The sequence below is a fragment of the Streptomyces sp. NPDC048291 genome, from assembly GCF_043201715.1.
Lineage (GTDB): Bacteria > Actinomycetota > Actinomycetes > Streptomycetales > Streptomycetaceae > Streptomyces.
The window spans coordinates 18707-35660 of the sequence record NZ_JBICZC010000021.1; the positions used below are offsets into that span (position 1 = coordinate 18707).

The window sequence follows — 16954 nt, forward strand, 5'->3', positions numbered from 1 at the left end:
CGATGCCCTCCGCACCCCATCCCCAGAACACGGACGAGCTGTACCAGGCGCTCCAGGAGAACGACCGGCGCCCCTACGGCCGTACCCGCACCGTCACGGCCGAGGAACTGGCCGAGGCCGCCGAGCAGTTCGCGGAACCCCGGGCGCTCGTCCACGCGCTCCTGGAACTCCAGGAGGCCTACACCTACGGCTCCGAACCCCGTAAGTCGCCGGTCGTCTTCGCCCGCCTGCTCACCCTCTTCGACGAACAGCCCGACGTTTTCGACGAGCGGCTGCGGCACATGCTGTTCTGGCGGTTCAAGTGGGTGGCCAACGCCCTGATCGCGCTCCCCGAGATACCCCTCGCGAGTCTGCGCCAGTGGCTGACCGAGATGCGCGACCGGTACGAGAAGGCCGGCCTCGCGCTCCAGCCCTACTACGCGCAGGCCTACCGGCTCGCCGCCCACGCCGGCGAGGACACCGGCCTCGCCTACGAACTGTGGGCGGGACGTCCGCGGACCCGGCTCAGCGACTGCGAGGCCTGCGAGATCTGCGACCGCGCCCTGTACCACCTCGACGGGGACGACGACGAGCGGGCGCTGCGCACCTGGGAGCCCGTCCTGGCCGGGAAGGAGTCCTGCCAGGAGGAGCCCGCCCGGTCCGTGTCGTACGCGCTGCTTCCCCTGCTGCGCACCGGCGCCGCCGACCGGGCCCGCGCACTGCACCTCTCCGGTTACCGCGCCTGCCGCCGCAACCCCTCGATGTCCGGCGAGGTCGGCCGCCACCTGGAGTTCTGCGCGCTCACCGGCAACGAGGCCCGCGGCCTCGAACTCCTCGCGGAGAACCGGAACCTGTTCGACGAGGTCGACTCGCCGCTGGACCAGCTCGGCTTCCTCACCGGCGTGGAGGTCCTCCTCCAGCGCGTCGAACTCCTCGGCCACGGCGGGCTGCCCGCCGCCGGATACGCGGGCCGCACCTGGACGGTGGCCGGCCTGCGCGCCGAGGTGCGTGGCCGCGCCGACGACCTCGCCGCCCGCTTCGACGCCCGCAACGGCACCACGGCCCACACCGACCGGCGCCGGGCCCGCCTCGACCGCGCCCCCCTCCTGGACGCACTCGAACTGACCCTGCGCGCCCGTGGCCTGGACGACGTGGCCCCGGCGGCCGTACCCGCGCCCGCCGCCGCGCCCGCCGCCGTGCCCGAGTCGCTGCCCGAACTCATTGTCCGGGCACGGGAGCTGGACGACCAGGGGCATCCGGACGCGGTGGCCTGCTGGGCCCGGCTGCGCACCCTCGTCGCCGCCCCCGGCTACGTCCACCCCGACGACCCGGCCGTGGGACCGCTCGTACGGCTGCGCGCGGACCTGCTGGAGGACGAGGCGGGCCGGGCGGGCGACAAGGAGGAGTTCGACGAGGCGGCCGCCCGGTACGAGGAGGCCGCGGGCCTGTACGACGAAGCCGGCGCACCGGGCCACGCGGCGCTCGCCCGCGCCTGTGCGGTGCTGCCCGCGGGCGGTCTTCCCGGCGGGCACGGCGACGAGGCCGAGGCGCAGGCCGCGGCGCTGACTGCCGCCCACGCGGCCCTGGTCCGTCTGCACGAGGAGGCGTCGGACCTCGCCCCGTACCAGGAGGCCCGGCTGCTGCGGCTGCGGGCGACCGCGCTCGGCATGCGGCTGCAGACGTCGAGGAGCGACGAACACGTCGCGCCGGTTCTCGCCGAGGTGGACCTGCTGCTCGACTTCGCCACCCGGCACGACATCTCCGGACAGGTCTCCGGCGCCCATCTGCTGCGGGCCAGCACGTACGCCGTCTCCGGCGACCTGCCCACCGCGATCACGGAGATCGACGCCCTCCTCGACCGGCTGAAGGCGGACGGCCCCGCCTGGTACCTGCCCCGCACGTTCGCCCTGCGCGGCCGGATCCAGCTCGGCCTCAAGGACCCGGAGGCCGCGCACGCGGACCTGACCGAGGGCCTGCGGCTGGCGGCCGACTGGCCGTCCCACGCCGGCGGCGCCGCCCGCCTCCACGGTGACCTGGCCGAGGCGTCCATGCGGCTGGGCCGCCCCGACGAGGCGCTGCGGCACCTGACCCGCTCCGCGGAGCTGGAACTTCGCCGCGGCAGCCGCTTCGACGCGTTCTGCACCTACAGCAACGCGGCCCAGCTCACCCTCGACCTGGGCCGCGTCGAGGACTGCATCGCGCTGCTCGACTCCCTCCTGGCCGAACCGGACATCGCCGCCGGGGAGGTGGACTCCCGGCTCGTCGCCCAGCTGCGGCTGGCCCGCGCCCGCGCGCTGCACGCGGGGGAGGACCTCAAGGCCGCCACGGCGGAGTACGCCGCCCTCGCGGCCGAGTCGGCCGGCTGGGACGACGACCCCGGCAGCCACGCCATGATCGCCGCGGAGACGGCCATGCTCCTCGCCGAGTCCGGCGAGTTCGGCCCGGCCCGCGAGGCCGCCGACCAGGCCCTCGCCGCGCACGCCAAGGAACCGCGCTACGAGCAGCTCAGCAGCTGCCTGCGCGAACTCGCCCGCCTCCAGGCCCAGCAGCAGGGCGCGGAGGGCCTGGCCGACGCGCTCGCCCTGCTCGCCGACGCCGGCCGGGTCGCCGACGAGGCCCGCGCCGCGGGGTACCGGGCCCGGGGCCGCGACCTGGACAGCGCCCTCGCCTACGAGCACGGGCGGGTCAACGCCTACGCCAAGGAGTACGAGACCTCCCTGACCGCCCTGGACAAGGCGCTCACCCTCCTCGGTGAACCCGAACCCGACTCCCACGACCGGGACCACGTCGGCGAGTGGGCCGAGTGCGTCCGGCTCGCGGCTGTGGTGCAGGGCCTCTACCTGGAACGCCCCGAGCCCGCCCTCGTCCGCCTGGACGCGGCGGTCTCCCTGCTCACCGGCCTGGGCCACCCCGAGGAGACCGAGCCGCTGACCACCCTGGCGGCCCGGCTGCGCGACGAGGGGTGACCCGGCGGGCGCGGCGCGGGGGGGCCCGGGGGGGGGGGGCCGCCCCCCCCCCCCCCCCGGCGGGGGGGGCCCCCCCGGGGGGGCGCCCCCCCCCCCGCGCCCCCGGCCCCCCCCCCCGGGGGGGGGGGGGGGGGGGGGGGGGGGGGGGGGGGGGGGGGGGGGGGGGGGGCGGGGGGGGGCCCCCCCCCCCCCCCCCACGCCCCGGTCCGGGCGGTGCTCTCACCAGGTGACGGGCAGCTCGCTGACCCCGCCGGTGAGGGTGGTGCGCATCGTGAGGTCGTCGACGTCCTTGGCGAGCCGCAGACCGGGCAGGCGCTCGGCGAGGGCGGCGAAGACGATGCGGAGCTCCGTGCGGGCCAGGCTCGCCCCGATGCAGAAGTGCGGGCCGTGGCCGAATCCGAGGTGGTTGCGTTCCGGACGGTCGGGGTCGAACCTCTCGGCGTCGGTGTAGACGGACGCGTCGCGGTTGGCCGAGTTGATGGAGAGGATCACGGCGTCGCCGCTGCGGATGGTGACCCCGGCGACGTCGACGTCGGTGTGGGCGTAGCGCAGCAGACCGAGGTCGCCGGGTGCGCCCAGGCGCATGATCTCCTCGACGGTGGCGTTGACCCGGCCGGCCGGGTCGGCGGTCAGCGCCTGCCACTGGTCGGGGCGGGTGAGCAGGAAGAGCGTGCCCAGCCCGATGCGGTTCACGGTGGTCTCGTGGCCGGCGAAGAGCAGCCCGACGCAGAGCCTGATCATCTCGGAGTAGTCGAAGTCCGCGTCGGCGCTCTGGGCGCGGACCAGGTCGGAGATGACGTCCTCGCCCGGCCGGGGGCGTTTGGTCTCGGCGAGCGTCGTCATGTACTCGTTGAACTCCTCGCGGGCCCGTTCGGCTTCGCCGCCGATGGCGTAGTTCGCCATCCGCTCCGACAGCGAGGCGAAGTGCTCGCGGTCGCTCTCGGGCACGCCGAGCAGCCGGCAGATGACAGCGACGGGCACCGGGAAAGCGAGTCCGGCGTGCAGGTCGACCACGCCGTAGGGCGCGGCGGCCCGTTCGGCGAGCAGCCGGTCGATGCAGTCGTCCACCAGCTGCCGTACGTGGTCGGAGAGCATCACCATGCGCCGGGCGGAGAACGCCGGGGTCAGCAGCCGGCGCATCCGGGTGTGGTCGGCCTCCTCGGTGGCGTAGTCGCCCGAGGGGCCCTCCTGCACCGCGGCGCTCGTGATGCGGGACGCCCGTTCCGGCTCGGGATGGGAGCGGCCCAGCCGCTTGTCGCCGAGGAGGTCGCGGACCTCCTCGAAGCGGGTCACCAGCCAGGCCGGATCCCCGGCCGGGGTGGTGACCGGCGTGATCGGCGCCTCCCGGCGCAGCACCGCGTAGAGGGGTGCGAGATCGAGCACGTTCGGCCGTGCGAAGGGTAGTCGGGAAAGCTCGGCGGCACCGTTCATGGTCCTCCTCCTGGACCTCGGAACGCGATCTTCCGGCACTTCGACCGTAACACTTTATTGTCAGTCACTGCCAATAATGTTTTCGGCCAGTCGCCGCGCGGCCCCGGCGTGGTTGGATCGGCCGATGGAGGACGTGACGGTGGACAGTGGCCCGATGGCGCCCCGCCGGGGACGGCCCCCGGTGAGCGACCGGCAGCGGCAGCGGCAGCGCCTGGAGATCTCCCGGCACGCGGTCCGGCTGTTCGCCGCACACGGGGTGGCCGCCACCTCCGGCGAGCAGATCGCACGGGCGGCCGGCGTCTCGGAGCGCACCCTGTGGCGCTACTTCCCCACCAAGGAAAGCTGTGTCGAGCCGCTGCTCACCCAGTCGGTCGCGGCCTTCCGCACGGTCCTGCACGCCTGGCCGCCCGGCGTCGACCTCACCGAGCACCTGCGCGCCGCCTACCGGCCCGCACCCGACGCGTCGGCCGACGGGGACGCCGAGGCGGTCCTCACGGTGATCCGGCTGACCCACGACGAACCCGCGCTGCGCGCCGTCTACCTGGTGCTCAGGGAGCGCGCGGAGGACGCGTTCGTCGAAGTGCTCGCCGGACGCGCGGGCGGGGAGGCCGACCCGCTCGACGTCCGGATGCGGGCCGCCACCATGAGCGCCGTCCTCAAGGTGGCGACCGACGACCTCGCCCGGGCCGTGGCCGGGGAGGGCGTCACCCCCGAGGCGCTGCGCCGGCACCGCGAACAGCTCGCCGACGCGCTCAGCCTCGTCTCCCGGGGGCTGTAGGGGAGTTGCCCGGGAGCCGTAACTCCCGCAAGCGCCAACGGTATTGAGCCCGGCGTACGCCCCTTCGTGAACTTCGCGCCCAGAAAGTCTTGTTGGCCTCGTTGACACGCCGCAAGCGCAGGCGTTTCACTCGACTCTCGTGCATGGCAACGTTGTCAGGCCGTGGGAGCGACCGGATTCGTTGCCTGTCGCCGGCATTCCGGTGATTTTCGGCGCGCCGACACCTGATGTGCGAAGCACGAACTGCTGCGGAGGCAACCGATGGTGAGACCCCGACGTCCAGCCGCACCACGTTCCACCCGAGAGAGATTCCGCAGGCGCCTCGCCGTGGTCTGCGTCCTGGGCATGGCAGCCCTGCCGCTCACCGCGGCGGGCGGCGCCCATGCCGCGAGCGCCGGCACCCCGGCCCTCGTGACGGACCCCGCGTCCCTCGTCAACCCCCTGATCGGCACCTCCGGCGCCGTGGACACCTTCCCCGGCCCCGACATGCCGGCCGGCATGGTGCAGTGGGGTCCCGACACGACGCCGAACCGCCCCGACGGCGGCGGCTACGAGTACGCCGACAAGAAGATCTCCGGCTTCAGCCTCACCCACGTCTCGGGACCGGGCTGCCCGGTCGCGGGCGACCTGCCCGTGCTGCCGGTGACCGGCGCGCTCTCGGGCGACCTCGGCAGCACGTCGGTCGGTTTCGGCCACGCCGACGAGCAGGCGGCCATCGGGTCGTACAAGGTCACCGACGCCAACGGCGTGAAGACCGAGCTGACCGACACCACCCGGGCCGGTCTCGGCACCTTCACCTTCCCCGCCGGACAGCAGGCGAACCTGCTGTTCAAGCTGAGCGGGGGCGCCACCCAGGTCGACGGGACCCGCGTCCAGGTGGTGAACAGCAAGGAGATCAGCGGCGCGGTCGACAGCGGCCACTTCTGCGGCGCGAGCAACCGGTACACGCTGCACTTCGACATCAAGTTCGACCGGCCGTTCGCGGCGAGCGGCACCTGGGTCGGCGGCACCATCACCCCCGACGCGACGTCGCTGAAGGCGGGCAAGGTCAGCGCGGCCCCGCAGAAGTCCACGTCCAAGCCGCTGAAGGAGAAGCACTTCACCGTCCCGGCGAAGCCGGCCCCGACGGTCCACGGGAGCGCCGCCAAGGCCTCCGGCACGGCCTCCGCGGCACCGAGCGCCGGTGCGGCGTCCCGGCCGTCCAAGGCCGCCCAGGCCGCCCAGCCGCCCACGACCGGCGCCAACGGCATGTACCTCACCTTCGACACCTCCGCGAACACCACGGTCACCGCGAAGGTCGGCATCTCGTACACGAGCGACGCCAACGCGGCGGGCAACCTCGCCGCCGAGATCAAGAACTGGAACGCCGGCGCCGTCGAGAAGGCCAACCACGACGCCTGGAACGCGGTGCTGAAGAAGATCGAGGTGGGCGGCGGATCCGCCGACCAGCAGACGCAGTTCTACACCGCGCTCTACCACGCCCTGCTGCACCCGAACGTCTTCTCCGACGCCAACGGCCAGTACATGGGCATGGACAACCAGATCCACAAGCTGGCCAAGGGCCAGCAGGCGCAGTACGCCAACTACTCGGGCTGGGACACCTACCGCTCCCAGACCCAGCTGATGGCGTTGGCCGAGCCCAAGGTCGCCAGTGACGTCGTCACCTCGATGCTCAACGGCTACGACCAGACGGGCCTGCTGCCCAAGTGGGCCTCGAACAACGGCGAGAGCTACGTGATGGTCGGCGACCCGGCGGCCGGGATCATCGCCGACGCGTACGCCTTCGGCGCGACGGACTTCGACACCGCCAAGGCCCTCGCCGCCCTCCAGCACGAGGCCACCGTCCCCAACAACGACCGCCCCGGCGAGTCGGTACGGGACGCCAAGGGCTACCTCCCGCTGGACGAGAACGACTACAACTGCTGCAACTTCTACGGCCCCGTCTCCACCCAACTGGAGTACGACAGCGCCGACTACGCCCTCGCCGCCTTCGCCAAGTCGCTCGGAAAGACGGACGTCTACACGAAGTTCGCCACCCGCGCCCAGGACTGGATGAACGTCTTCAACCCGCAGACCGGCTACATGCAGGCGAAGAACAAGGACGGCCAGTTCGCGGGCGGCTTCACCCCCGGCACCTCCAACGGCTTCGTGGAGGGCACCTCCGCCCAGTACACCCCGATGGTCCCCTTCAACCTGCAACAGCTCATCCAGGCCCGCGGCGGCACCAAGGCGTACTCGGCCTACCTGGACAGCCTCCTCGACGACATCACCAGCCCCGGCGGCACCGACGCCGACCTGAGCAACGAGCCCAGCGTGGAGATCCCCTGGGAGTACAACTACACAGGTGAGCCCTGGAAGACCCAGGCGGCCGTCCGCACGGCCCAGCAGGGCCTGTACTTCAACGCCCCGGTCGGCTCGTTCGGCAACGACGACCTCGGCGCCATGAGCTCCTGGTACGTCTGGTCCGAGCTCGGCATGTACCCGGAGACCCCGGGCACGGACACCCTGGTCCTCGGCAGCCCGGCGTTCCCGACGGCCCAGGTGACCTTCGGCAACGGCAAGACGGTGCGGATCAACGCCCCGCAGGCCGCGCCCGACGCGCCCTACGTGCAGTCGCTCAACGTCAAGGGCAAGGCGTGGAACGCCTCCTGGCTGACGTACCAGCAGTTCAAGGGCGCGGGCACGCTCGACTACACGCTCGGCACCCAGCCGAACACCTCCTGGGCGTCCGGCCCTTCGGCGGTGCCGCCGTCGGACACCACGGGCGGCGGCCGGGTGCTGGCGGCGACCGGTCCCAGCAACGGCCTGGTCCTCCAGCCGGGCACGGGCGACGACGCCACCCTGAACCTGACCAACCTCGGCGGCAAGGCCGTCACGGTCGACTGGACGGCGACGGCGCCCTCCGGTGTCACCCTGGACACGGCCTCCGGCTCGCTGACGGTGCCCGCCTCGGGCAGCGCCGAGGCCAAGGTCCACGTGACGGCGGGGGCGACCGAGGGAACGTACCCGGTCACCTTCGCCCTGACCGACCACGGCACCGGTACGGCACTGTCCGGCGCGACCCTCCGGGTGGCCGTCGCCAAGGCGGGTGCGCTGTGGCCGTACGCCACCAACGAGGGCATCTACGCCGACGGCACCACCTACTCGGGCGGGTTCGACGGCGGCGGCTGGGCCTACTCGCAGAACGCGCTGTCGGCGGCCGGCGTCACGAGCGGCTCCACCCTCACGGTCGACGGCATCTCCTACACCTGGCCGACGGTGACCTCCGGTCAGCTCGACAACCTGGAGATGGCCGGCCAGACGATCCCGATGCCGGCCGGCACCTCCGGGTCGTCGCTCGGGCTGCTGGGCTCCGCGGTCAACGCACCGACCGACGGCAGCGGGGTCTCGGGCACGCTCACCGTCACCTACACGGACGGCACCAACTCCCAGGCGACGGTCGGCTTCTCGGACTGGACGCTCAACGGCGGCCCGAGCAAGCCGCTGCCGGGTGACACCACGGCCGTCACCACCGCATACCGGAACACCGGGAGCGGCGGCCGGGACGGCGTGAAGACCTACGTCTTCGCCACGAAGGTCGCGCTGGATCCGTCCAAGCAGGTGGCGTCGGTGACGCTGCCGGTGACCGGCCAGACCGGCACCGACCACCTGTTCGCCTACGGCTTCGGCCAGTAGGGCGTAGGGCGGCACGGACGAGAGGGGGGCCGGTTCCCCGGGCACGCGCCCGGGGAACCGGCCCCCCTCGTCGTCGGATCCGTGCTCAGCTCAGGGTGAAGTCGTCCGCGTCGACGGCGGACTGGCCGTACCAGCCGTGCACGAAGACGGTGACCGCCCCGCTGCTGCCGGTGGTGAAGCTGACCGTGAGCTGGTTCCAGCTGCCGCTGTTGGACCAGGTGCTCGCGGAGGCGCCGCCGCTCACCCCGATGTAGGCGTACGGGCCCTGCACCCAGGCGGTGAGGGTGTAGGTGTGGTTGGCGGACAGGGTGACGCTCTGGTCGCACTCGCCGGTGCTGCTGGAGCTCGGCGTGACCTGGAGGGCGTGGCTGCCGCTGTGGACCGGGCCGGCGACCACCGCGCTGCCGCTCGCGCAGGTCCAGGGGCTCAGACTGCCGGTCTCGAAGCCCGCGTTGGTCAGCGAGCCCCCGCCGCCCCCGCCGCCCGAGGAGAACGTGACCGTGAGCGAGTAGGTCGCGCTGTGGCTGCCGCTCGCGGCCGTGCCGGTGACGGTGATCGGGTAGGTGCCCGCGGCCACGGACGAGCCGACCGCCGCCGTCAGCGTCGAACTGCCCCCGGACGTCACGGAGGTGGGGGAGAAGGAGACGCTGACACCGGAGGGCGCGCCGGAGGCGGAGAGGCTGACCGACTCGGCGCTGCCGGAGGTGACGGCCGTACCGACGGTCGCGGTCGCCGAACCGCCCTGGGCGACCGAGGCGGAACCCGGCGACAGGGACAGCGAGAAGTCGGTGGTCGTGCCGCCGCCACCGCCCGTGCTGCCCTCGTAGGGCACGAACGCGTCGGTGAACGCGAGGGTGTTCTGGCTGATCTCACTGCACGTGGACAGCGAGTTGGCGCTGCCGCTGCACGGCTGGTCCCGGTTGGCCGACCAGAACGACAGCCGCCCGACGCCGTTCTGCGCGGCGAAGGACTCCACCGTCTGGGCGTCGGCGAGCGTGAAGGTGGACCCGTCGTCGTTCTTGCCGATCATCGGCGTGATGCCGAGGTCGGCGTAGGTGTAGCCGGAGTCGACGGACTGCATCTGGGCCAGCGTGGCCCTGGCCGCGGAGACCGCGCCCTGGCCCATCTCGGTGCCGGTGCCCGCGTAGTAGTCCATGGCCATGATGTTGACCACGTCGATCCTGATGCCCGCCGTCTTCGCGGCCTTGAGGATGTTGACGCCGTCGTTCGTCAGCCCGCTGGTCAGCACCGGCAGGGTCATGGAGAACTTCAGGTTCGGGTTGGACGCCTTGAGGTCCTTCATCGCCTGCATCTGGCGGGCCGCGGCGGCGGTGTCCGCGATGGCGGCGCCCTCGACGTCGAAGTCGAGCTGGGTGACGCCGTAGTCGTTGATGATGGCCTGGTAGCCGGCGTCGATGCTGCTCTGGGTCGAGCAGGTCCAGGCGAGCGGCTCACCGCTGGCCCCGCCGGAGGAGATGATGACGGAGGCGCCCTCGGACTTCGCCCTGGCGATCTCCGGGTCGGTGTAGGAGTCGTTGCCTATGGGGAGCGTGTCGCCCCAGATCTGGGTGCAGCCCTCGCCGAGTACGAAGGCCGCCGTGTAGGCCTTGAGCCCGTGTCCCGTGATGGCGGTGTCGAGCAGTCCTTCCTGACCGTTCGACATGTCGACGTAGGGAGCCACGGAGTAGACGCTGCTCCCCGCGGCGCTGCCGGCGGGGGCCAGCGCGACGGTGACGCCGGTGGCCGCGAGTGCGAGCGCACACGCGGAGGCCGCAAATCTTGCCAGGTGCATGACAGTGGCCCTTTCGGGATGCCCGTTCGAGGGCGGGGTGGTGGGGGGTGGGCCGAGATTTGGTACATACCAAACCGCCGTCAGGGCCTGCCAGTCAAGAGGACTAGACCAACTCCATACCTTCGGATGTCTCCCGCCTCCCGCCTCCCGCCTCCGGTCTCCCGCCTCCCGCCTCCCGCCTCCCGCCTCCCGCCTCCCGCCTCCCGTCTCCGGCGGCCGGGCCGGAGACGGGAGACCCGGCTCACCGCGCCGTGAGGAACTCGTCCGCGGCCAGGGGCCGGTTCACGATCCGGGTGTCACCGACGCTGCCGTGGAACACGATGTCGACGGCGCCCGCGTACTCGTGGCCGCCCACCAGCCACGGGAGTCCGAGCGAGGTGAGGCCGGCCGACAGCCGGTTCGGGTTGTCGACGACCGGGGCGCCCTCGACGTACAGCCTCGTGCGGCGGCCGTCGTTGACCACCGCCAGGTGCCACCACTTGAGCTCCACCAGGCCGTGCCCCCAGTTGGTGGTCGGCCAGGTGGCGTTCAGCGGGTAGTGGTTGAACTGCGGCTCGCGGCCGTTGTTCGAGATGGAGAGCTGGAGCACCGGCTCGCCCGGGTCGGTGTTCTTGCCGTGCTTGCCGGCGTCCCCGGCCGAGCCGCGGCGGCTGAGCACCGACGCCCAGCCGTTGTTCCCGGCGTCCCAGTCCAGTGGCAGCATCACGAACGTCTCGATGGTGTACCCGGACCTGAACGTCTCGCCGTTCAGGGGAGCCTGCGCCCCGGTGGTCAGGTACGAGCCGTGCAGCGGGTTGCGGCCGCCGCCGAACCTCAGGCTGGCGTGCGCCGGTTGGTCGGGGTGGTGGTCGGCCGACCAGGTGAGCGCGTCGGCAGCGGTGCCCGGCAGGGTCACCACCGTCAGGTCGTTGCCCTTCCCGGACAGGTCGCGGACGGTGTCGCCCGCGCCGAGCGCGGTGCCGGGCGCGCCCTGCCCGTCGAAGCGCCAGTACGCCAGGGTGCCCTTCACCAGCTCCCGGGCGGCGGGCCGGGCGGGCCGGGCCGGCACCGGGGCGAAGCCGGCGAAGCGCCGCTCGAAGTCGATCGGCACCGAGAAGTCGTCCACCGGACCGGTGATCCGGGCGTGCTCGGCCGCCAGCTCGGACCGGGACTCCGGCTCCTGGGCCAGGATCCACGGGTTGACCGTCTCCACGTCGATCGTGTTGCGGGCCAGGTCGAAGTGGTAGAGCCGGATCATGCCGCCACCGCCGAAGTAGCGGTTCTGGTAGTTGGTGATATGCAGGTGCACATCGTTGCCGGCGGCGTTCTTCGCGGTCGTCCGCGCGGACGGCCAGTAGTGGCCGTTGAGGGTGAGGAAGATCTGGTCGTTGCCGTCGATCAGCCGGTCCCAGACCGTCCGGCCGTAGGCGGAGAGGGCGGCGTTGTCCTCGGGGTCCCCGGACTCGTACGGGAAAACGTTGTCATCGTAGTCGGAGTAGACCAGGTCGTGCGTCGTGAGGATCACCGGCAGCTTCGGATGGGCCTTGACGACGCTCTCGGCCCACGCGAAACCCTGCTCGCTGGTCCGCCAGTCCAGGGCGAGCAGCAGCCAGGAGCGGCCGGCGGCCCGGAAGACGTGCGCGGTGTTGTAGCCGGTCGGATCGGCCCCGGCGAACGTCTTCGCGTGCGCGAACCGCTGCGGGCCCATGGTGCGCAGGTACGCCGTGTCACCGCGGCTGTCGTCACCGCTCACGTCGTGGTTGCCGGCCAGCACGCTGTACCCGGCACCGTGCCCGTCCAGCAGCGCGAAGGCCTTGTCGACCTGCTGGAAGGAGGACGGGTCCGCGTCCTGGGTCAGGTCGCCGAGGTGCGCCATGAACACGATGTTGTCGCCGTTCGCGTCCCCGCTGTTCTCCACGACGTAGCGGAACGACGCCTCCTGCGGGGTCCGGTTGACGCTGTCCTGGCTGCCCCAGTACAGGAACTGGGTGTCCGGCATGACCGCGAGGGTGAACCGGAGAGCCTCCGTGTCCGGTCTCCAGGTGCCGGTCCTGGCACCGCCGGTGGCCTCCGCGGCGGACGCGGGCGTCGCGCCGAGCACGGCCGCGCCGGTTCCCGCTGCCGCCGCGCCCGCGCCGGCCAGCGCCGTGCTGCGGAGAAAACCGCGCCGACTCTGCCCGGAGTTCTGCCCGTTGCTCTGCTCCGTGCTCTGCCCTGCGCTCTCCTGTGCCGGGGTGTCGTCTCGATGGGACATGGGGCCGCCTTTCCCGTGCCGATGGCTCAAACGCGACGACGCTACCCAGCGGCGCTCCCGGCCGGGCGGCCAAGAGGTGACAGCCGAAGACCGGGCTGCTGTCCGGGACTTGAAGGATCGAGACGGCCGGTCGAAAACCGGGTGCGGCGCCCCGCGCCCCCTGCCTACACTCGTCCACTGTCACGCACCGTAACCGTGACCCGCGGCCGCGCTGTTGTGCCGTGACGAGTCCGGACGAACGAGGGGAGAGGGCCATGCGTGAGCGCACCGCTGCCGCCCCCTCCCTCTCCCGCGCCCTGTCGCGCTACGACGTGATCCTGGTGTCCCCGTCCCTCCGGTGCCCGCCGCGCGGCCGGCACCGGACTCCGTGACGCGCGACCAGATCTGTCAACCACCGCCACATGCACGTGCTTTGACACGTCATCAGGCATGACCGGTGGAATACGCCGCACGGGAAAACGCGCCGCCCCTTCCGGGAGTGATTCCGGGAACCGCCGTCCGAAAGGTACCGGGCCATGCGCACCGAACCCCGCACGAACTCCGTCAACCCCCTTGTCGCCGTTCGCAACCTGGGCATCCTCGCCCACGTCGACGCCGGACCGCGCTGCGCGACCTCGCCCTGTCCGGTGACTGCGTCGTCGTCCTGTGCGGCTCCGCCTACCGCAACAGGGGTGTCGAACCGCTCCTCGACGCGGCGGTGGCCTATCTGCCCTCGCCGCTCGACGTCCCCGCCGTACGCGGCATCCACCAGGACGTCGAGGAGCGGCGGACCGCCGACCCCGAAGGGCCGTTCGCGTTCGCGGCGCTCGCGTTCAAGTTGACTGTTCCCCTCCCTGAAGGGAAGGGGATTCCTTCCTTCAGGGCTGAGCGGGGATTCCTGGCTCAGGCTGCCTCTGGGAGCAGCGCTCCCGGCGATCTTACGCCCTCGACGCCAGCCGGGTTCAGACCTGCCCGGACGAGCATCACGCGGGCGGAGTTCTTGTCTCTGGGCGAGACCGCTCCGCACGCGGTGCAGGTGTAGGTGCGCTCGGACAGCGGCAGTGCGTGCTTGGTTCTCGCTCCGCACGATGCGCAGTCCATGGTGGTGTGCGCGGGATGCACAAGACGGATGTCGCGTCCGTGCTTGCGGCCCATCTCGGTCAGGGCCCTCTTCGTGGCGCCGATCGCGGCGTCCGCCGCCTTACGCGCCATCGAGGACCTGGCGAGGAACTTCGGGCGGAAGTCCTCGACCGCGATGGCGTCGTGGTCGGTGACGGCCTTCTTCGCCCACTTGCGTGCGGTGTCCTGCCGCTGCCGGGCGATCTTCGCGTAGGCCTTCGCCCGCCACTTCTTCGCCTCGCGGTAGCCCTTCGAGGCGGCTTGCCCCTTCTTCGGCCGACGGCGGGCCATCATCCGGTCGTACCGGGTCAGCCTGGTCTGGGCCTTGCGGCCGTGCTGGGGGTGTGGGAGGTCGTGGGCGTCGGAGGTGGTGGTCGCGGTCTCCTTAACGCCCCAGTCCACGCCGAGCACCCGGCCGGTTCGAGGCAGCGGTCGTACCTCGGCGGTGACCACGAACGAGCAGTACCAGTGACCGACGCTGTCCCGGTACACGCGCGCCGAGGAGGGTTCGGCCGACAGGCCGCGCGACCACACCACGCTCAGCACGATCCCGCCCGCCAGATGCAGGCGGCCGTCCTTCAGCCGGAACCCGCGCCGGGTGTAGTTCAGCGTCGGCAAGGCGTCGCGTTTCTTCTTCCACCCTGGCATACCGGCCCGCTGCCGCTGAGGCAGGCGTTCTTGGATGTCCTTGTGCGCCTTGGCGCGGGACTTGCCGAAGTCCCGGATCAGCTGCTGCTGCGGCACCGAGCTGCCCTCGCGCAGCCACGGCGTACGCGCCCGCGCCTCGGTCAGTATCTTGTCGAGCTGCGCCGGGCCGCAGGTCCGCTTCTCCCCCTTCTCCTGCGTGGTCTTGTTGTGCACGTGGGTGGCCTTCGACTTGGCGACACACTCGTTCCAGATCCACCGGCACCGGTCCCATTCCGCCTCCAGCGCGGTACGGGCGGTCGATGACACACGCAGACGGTAGGTGTACCGGGCGCACCCGGCCCCGTCGGTCTCCATCAGCGTCGTCATGATGTCACCGTAGCGTCATGATTCGTTTCTCACTCCGGATCCCGGCCGACCTACACGAACGGGTGACCGCCCAAGCCGCCGCGGACCGGCGGTCCCTCAACTCCGAGATCTTCCACCTCCTGGAGGCCGCCCTCGCCGCTCCCCGGGCGGCCGCGGGATCGCCCGGCGGCGATCCGGCTTCTCCTGCCCCGCTCCGCGGGAAACCGGACTCCTCCCCGGCGTGAACGCCGGGGAATCCTCCGGGCATCCCGGTGACGGCCCGCTTGCCGCCGTGGGCGGCGGCCCCATGCCGCCGTTGGCGAGCGGGAGCGTGCCGCCGCCCCCTCCACCGCCGTAAGCGGCGCCCCGTCCCCAACGCCCCGTCGAAACACAACCGTTGTGGAACGGCATCCGGCCCCGCTCCGCGCAGGTCACCCGGCTTCGGCCCAGGTCACGCCGTCGGGGTGGGCGTACCATCGCCGCGGAACCGGCTGTTCCCCGGCCCGCCTGCACGGATACCCGTGCCGGATCCCTTGACGAGCTACTGTTCGGGGGATTAACTCACGTCCTAAATTAAGCCATGAGGGGCTTCGGAAGCCGAACGTCGGTCCAGGCGTCCGCACGCGCGGGCGCCGGCCTTCGCGAAGCCCTCTCGGGGTTCTCGACTCCCGGAAAGGCACAGCTGGAGCCATGCGCAGCATCCGAGCCGCGGCCGTAGGCGCCGTCACCATGTCTCTCGCCCTCGCGGCCACGGCCTGCGGTGGCGGTTCGTCCACCGGGGGCGGGTCCAACGACTCCCCGAAGACGCTGACCTACTGGGCCTCCAACCAGGGTGCCAGCATCGAGGTCGACAAGCAGGTCCTCCAGCCGGAGCTCGACAAGTTCCAGAAGCAGACCGGCATCAAGGTCAAGCTGGAGGTCGTGCCCTGGTCGGACCTGCTCAACCGGATCCTGACCGCGACCACCTCGGGCCAGGGCCCCGACGTGCTGAACATCGGCAACACCTGGAGCGCCTCGCTGCAGGCGACCGGCGCGCTGCTGCCCTGGGACGCCAAGAACTTCGGCAAGATCGGCGGCAAGGACCGCTTCGTCGACTCCGCGCTCGGCTCCACGGGCGCCGAGGGCAAGGACCCGGCGGCCGTGCCGCTGTACTCGATGGCGTACGCGCTCTACTACAACAAGAAGATCTTCGCCGACGCCGGCATCGCCAAGCCCCCGGCCACCTGGGACGAACTGGTCGCCGACGGCAAGAAGATATCGGCCAAGGGCAAGTCGGTGCTCGGCGCCGAGGGCGGCAACGTCTCGGAGAACATCCACCACGTCTTCGTCTTCGCCAAGCAGCACGGCGCCGACTTCTTCACCTCCGACGGCAAGCCGGACTTCACCAACGACAACATCGTCGCCGCGGTCAAGCAGTACGTCGACCTGATGGCCAAGGACAAGGCCATCCCGACCGGTGACGCCGAGTACGCGCAGAACCAGTCGGTCAGCGACTTCGCCAAGGGCAAGCAGGCCATGCTGCTGTGGCAGTCGGCCTCCTCCAACCTCAAGTCGCAGGGCATGAGCGACAGCGACTACGGCATCGCGCCCGTCCCCGTGCAGTCCGGCACCCCCGGCACCGGCACCCAGGTCAACTCGATGGTCGCCGGCATCAACCTGGCGGTCTTCAAGAACACCAAGAACCTCGACGGCGCCACCAAGTTCGTGAAGTTCATGACCAGCGACGACGAGCAGAAGATCCTCAACACCGCCTACAGCTCCATCCCGCCGGTCAAGACCGCCCAGGAGGACGCGGCCTTCAACACCCCGGCCAACGCGGTCCTGAAGAACACCCTCGCCACCAGCGCCTCGGCCCTGCCCCAGGTGGCCTCGGAGTCGCAGTTCGAGACCACCGTCGGTACGGCGGTGAAGAACCTGTTCGCCGACGCCGCCGCCGGCCGCGCCATCACCACCGACTCCGTCAAGGCCGAGCTGGAGAAGGCCCAGCAGCAGATGCCGGCGGCCTGAAC

The 16954-nt window shown here is 71.7% G+C and carries 9 protein-coding genes and 1 pseudogene; 6 read left to right on the top strand and 4 right to left on the bottom strand.

The annotated features are described in order from the left end of the window. Positions 1-2 precede the first annotated feature (2 nt). Positions 3-2945, top strand: coding sequence for a tetratricopeptide repeat protein (locus tag ACGF5O_RS43880; protein ID WP_393815546.1), 2943 nt, complete (start codon positions 3-5; stop codon positions 2943-2945). 219 nt (positions 2946-3164) lie between these two features. On the opposite strand, the gene ACGF5O_RS43885 is transcribed toward ACGF5O_RS43880, so the two are convergent. Next, on the bottom strand, positions 3165-4376 hold the full coding sequence (locus ACGF5O_RS43885) for a cytochrome P450 (RefSeq protein WP_393815547.1): 1212 nt from the start codon (positions 4374-4376) through the stop codon (positions 3165-3167). A 124-nt stretch (positions 4377-4500) separates the two neighbouring features. Between ACGF5O_RS43885 and ACGF5O_RS43890 the strand changes: the two genes are divergently transcribed. Together ACGF5O_RS43890 and ACGF5O_RS43895 are read left to right on the top strand one after the other, a co-directional pair. Beyond that, positions 4501-5154: a TetR/AcrR family transcriptional regulator gene (locus ACGF5O_RS43890; RefSeq protein ID WP_393815548.1), complete on the top strand. Its 654-nt coding sequence runs from the start codon at positions 4501-4503 to the stop codon at positions 5152-5154. 345 nt (positions 5155-5499) lie between these two features. Then, positions 5500-8829 carry a lectin gene (locus ACGF5O_RS43895; protein WP_393815549.1) on the top strand — a complete coding sequence of 1110 codons (3330 nt, stop codon included), beginning with the start codon at positions 5500-5502 and terminating at the stop codon, positions 8827-8829. 85 nt (positions 8830-8914) lie between these two features. Here the strand turns inward: ACGF5O_RS43895 and ACGF5O_RS43900 are convergent, their stop codons facing one another. Then, positions 8915-10621, bottom strand: coding sequence for a carbohydrate binding domain-containing protein (locus ACGF5O_RS43900; RefSeq protein WP_393815550.1), 1707 nt, complete (start codon positions 10619-10621; stop codon positions 8915-8917). A 241-nt stretch (positions 10622-10862) separates the two neighbouring features. Then, positions 10863-12854, bottom strand: coding sequence for a LamG-like jellyroll fold domain-containing protein (locus tag ACGF5O_RS43905; RefSeq protein WP_393815551.1), 1992 nt, complete (start codon positions 12852-12854; stop codon positions 10863-10865). 601 nt (positions 12855-13455) lie between these two features. Here ACGF5O_RS43905 and fusA point away from each other — a divergent pair. Continuing rightward, positions 13456-13677: pseudogene (fusA, locus tag ACGF5O_RS43910) on the top strand (elongation factor G); the annotation flags it as partial. 59 nt (positions 13678-13736) lie between these two features. Here the strand turns inward: fusA and ACGF5O_RS43915 are convergent. After that, entirely contained in the window at positions 13737-14966 is a 1230-nt protein-coding gene (locus tag ACGF5O_RS43915) for an RNA-guided endonuclease InsQ/TnpB family protein (protein ID WP_393815552.1), read from the bottom strand. A gap of 17 nt (positions 14967-14983) precedes the next feature. Here ACGF5O_RS43915 and ACGF5O_RS43920 point away from each other — a divergent pair, with 17 nt between their 5' ends. Next, positions 14984-15190: an Arc family DNA-binding protein gene (locus tag ACGF5O_RS43920; protein WP_393815553.1), complete on the top strand. Its 207-nt coding sequence runs from the start codon at positions 14984-14986 to the stop codon at positions 15188-15190. 445 nt (positions 15191-15635) lie between these two features. After that, positions 15636-16952, top strand: coding sequence for an ABC transporter substrate-binding protein (locus ACGF5O_RS43925; RefSeq protein ID WP_393815554.1), 1317 nt, complete (start codon positions 15636-15638; stop codon positions 16950-16952). Positions 16953-16954 lie beyond the last annotated feature (2 nt).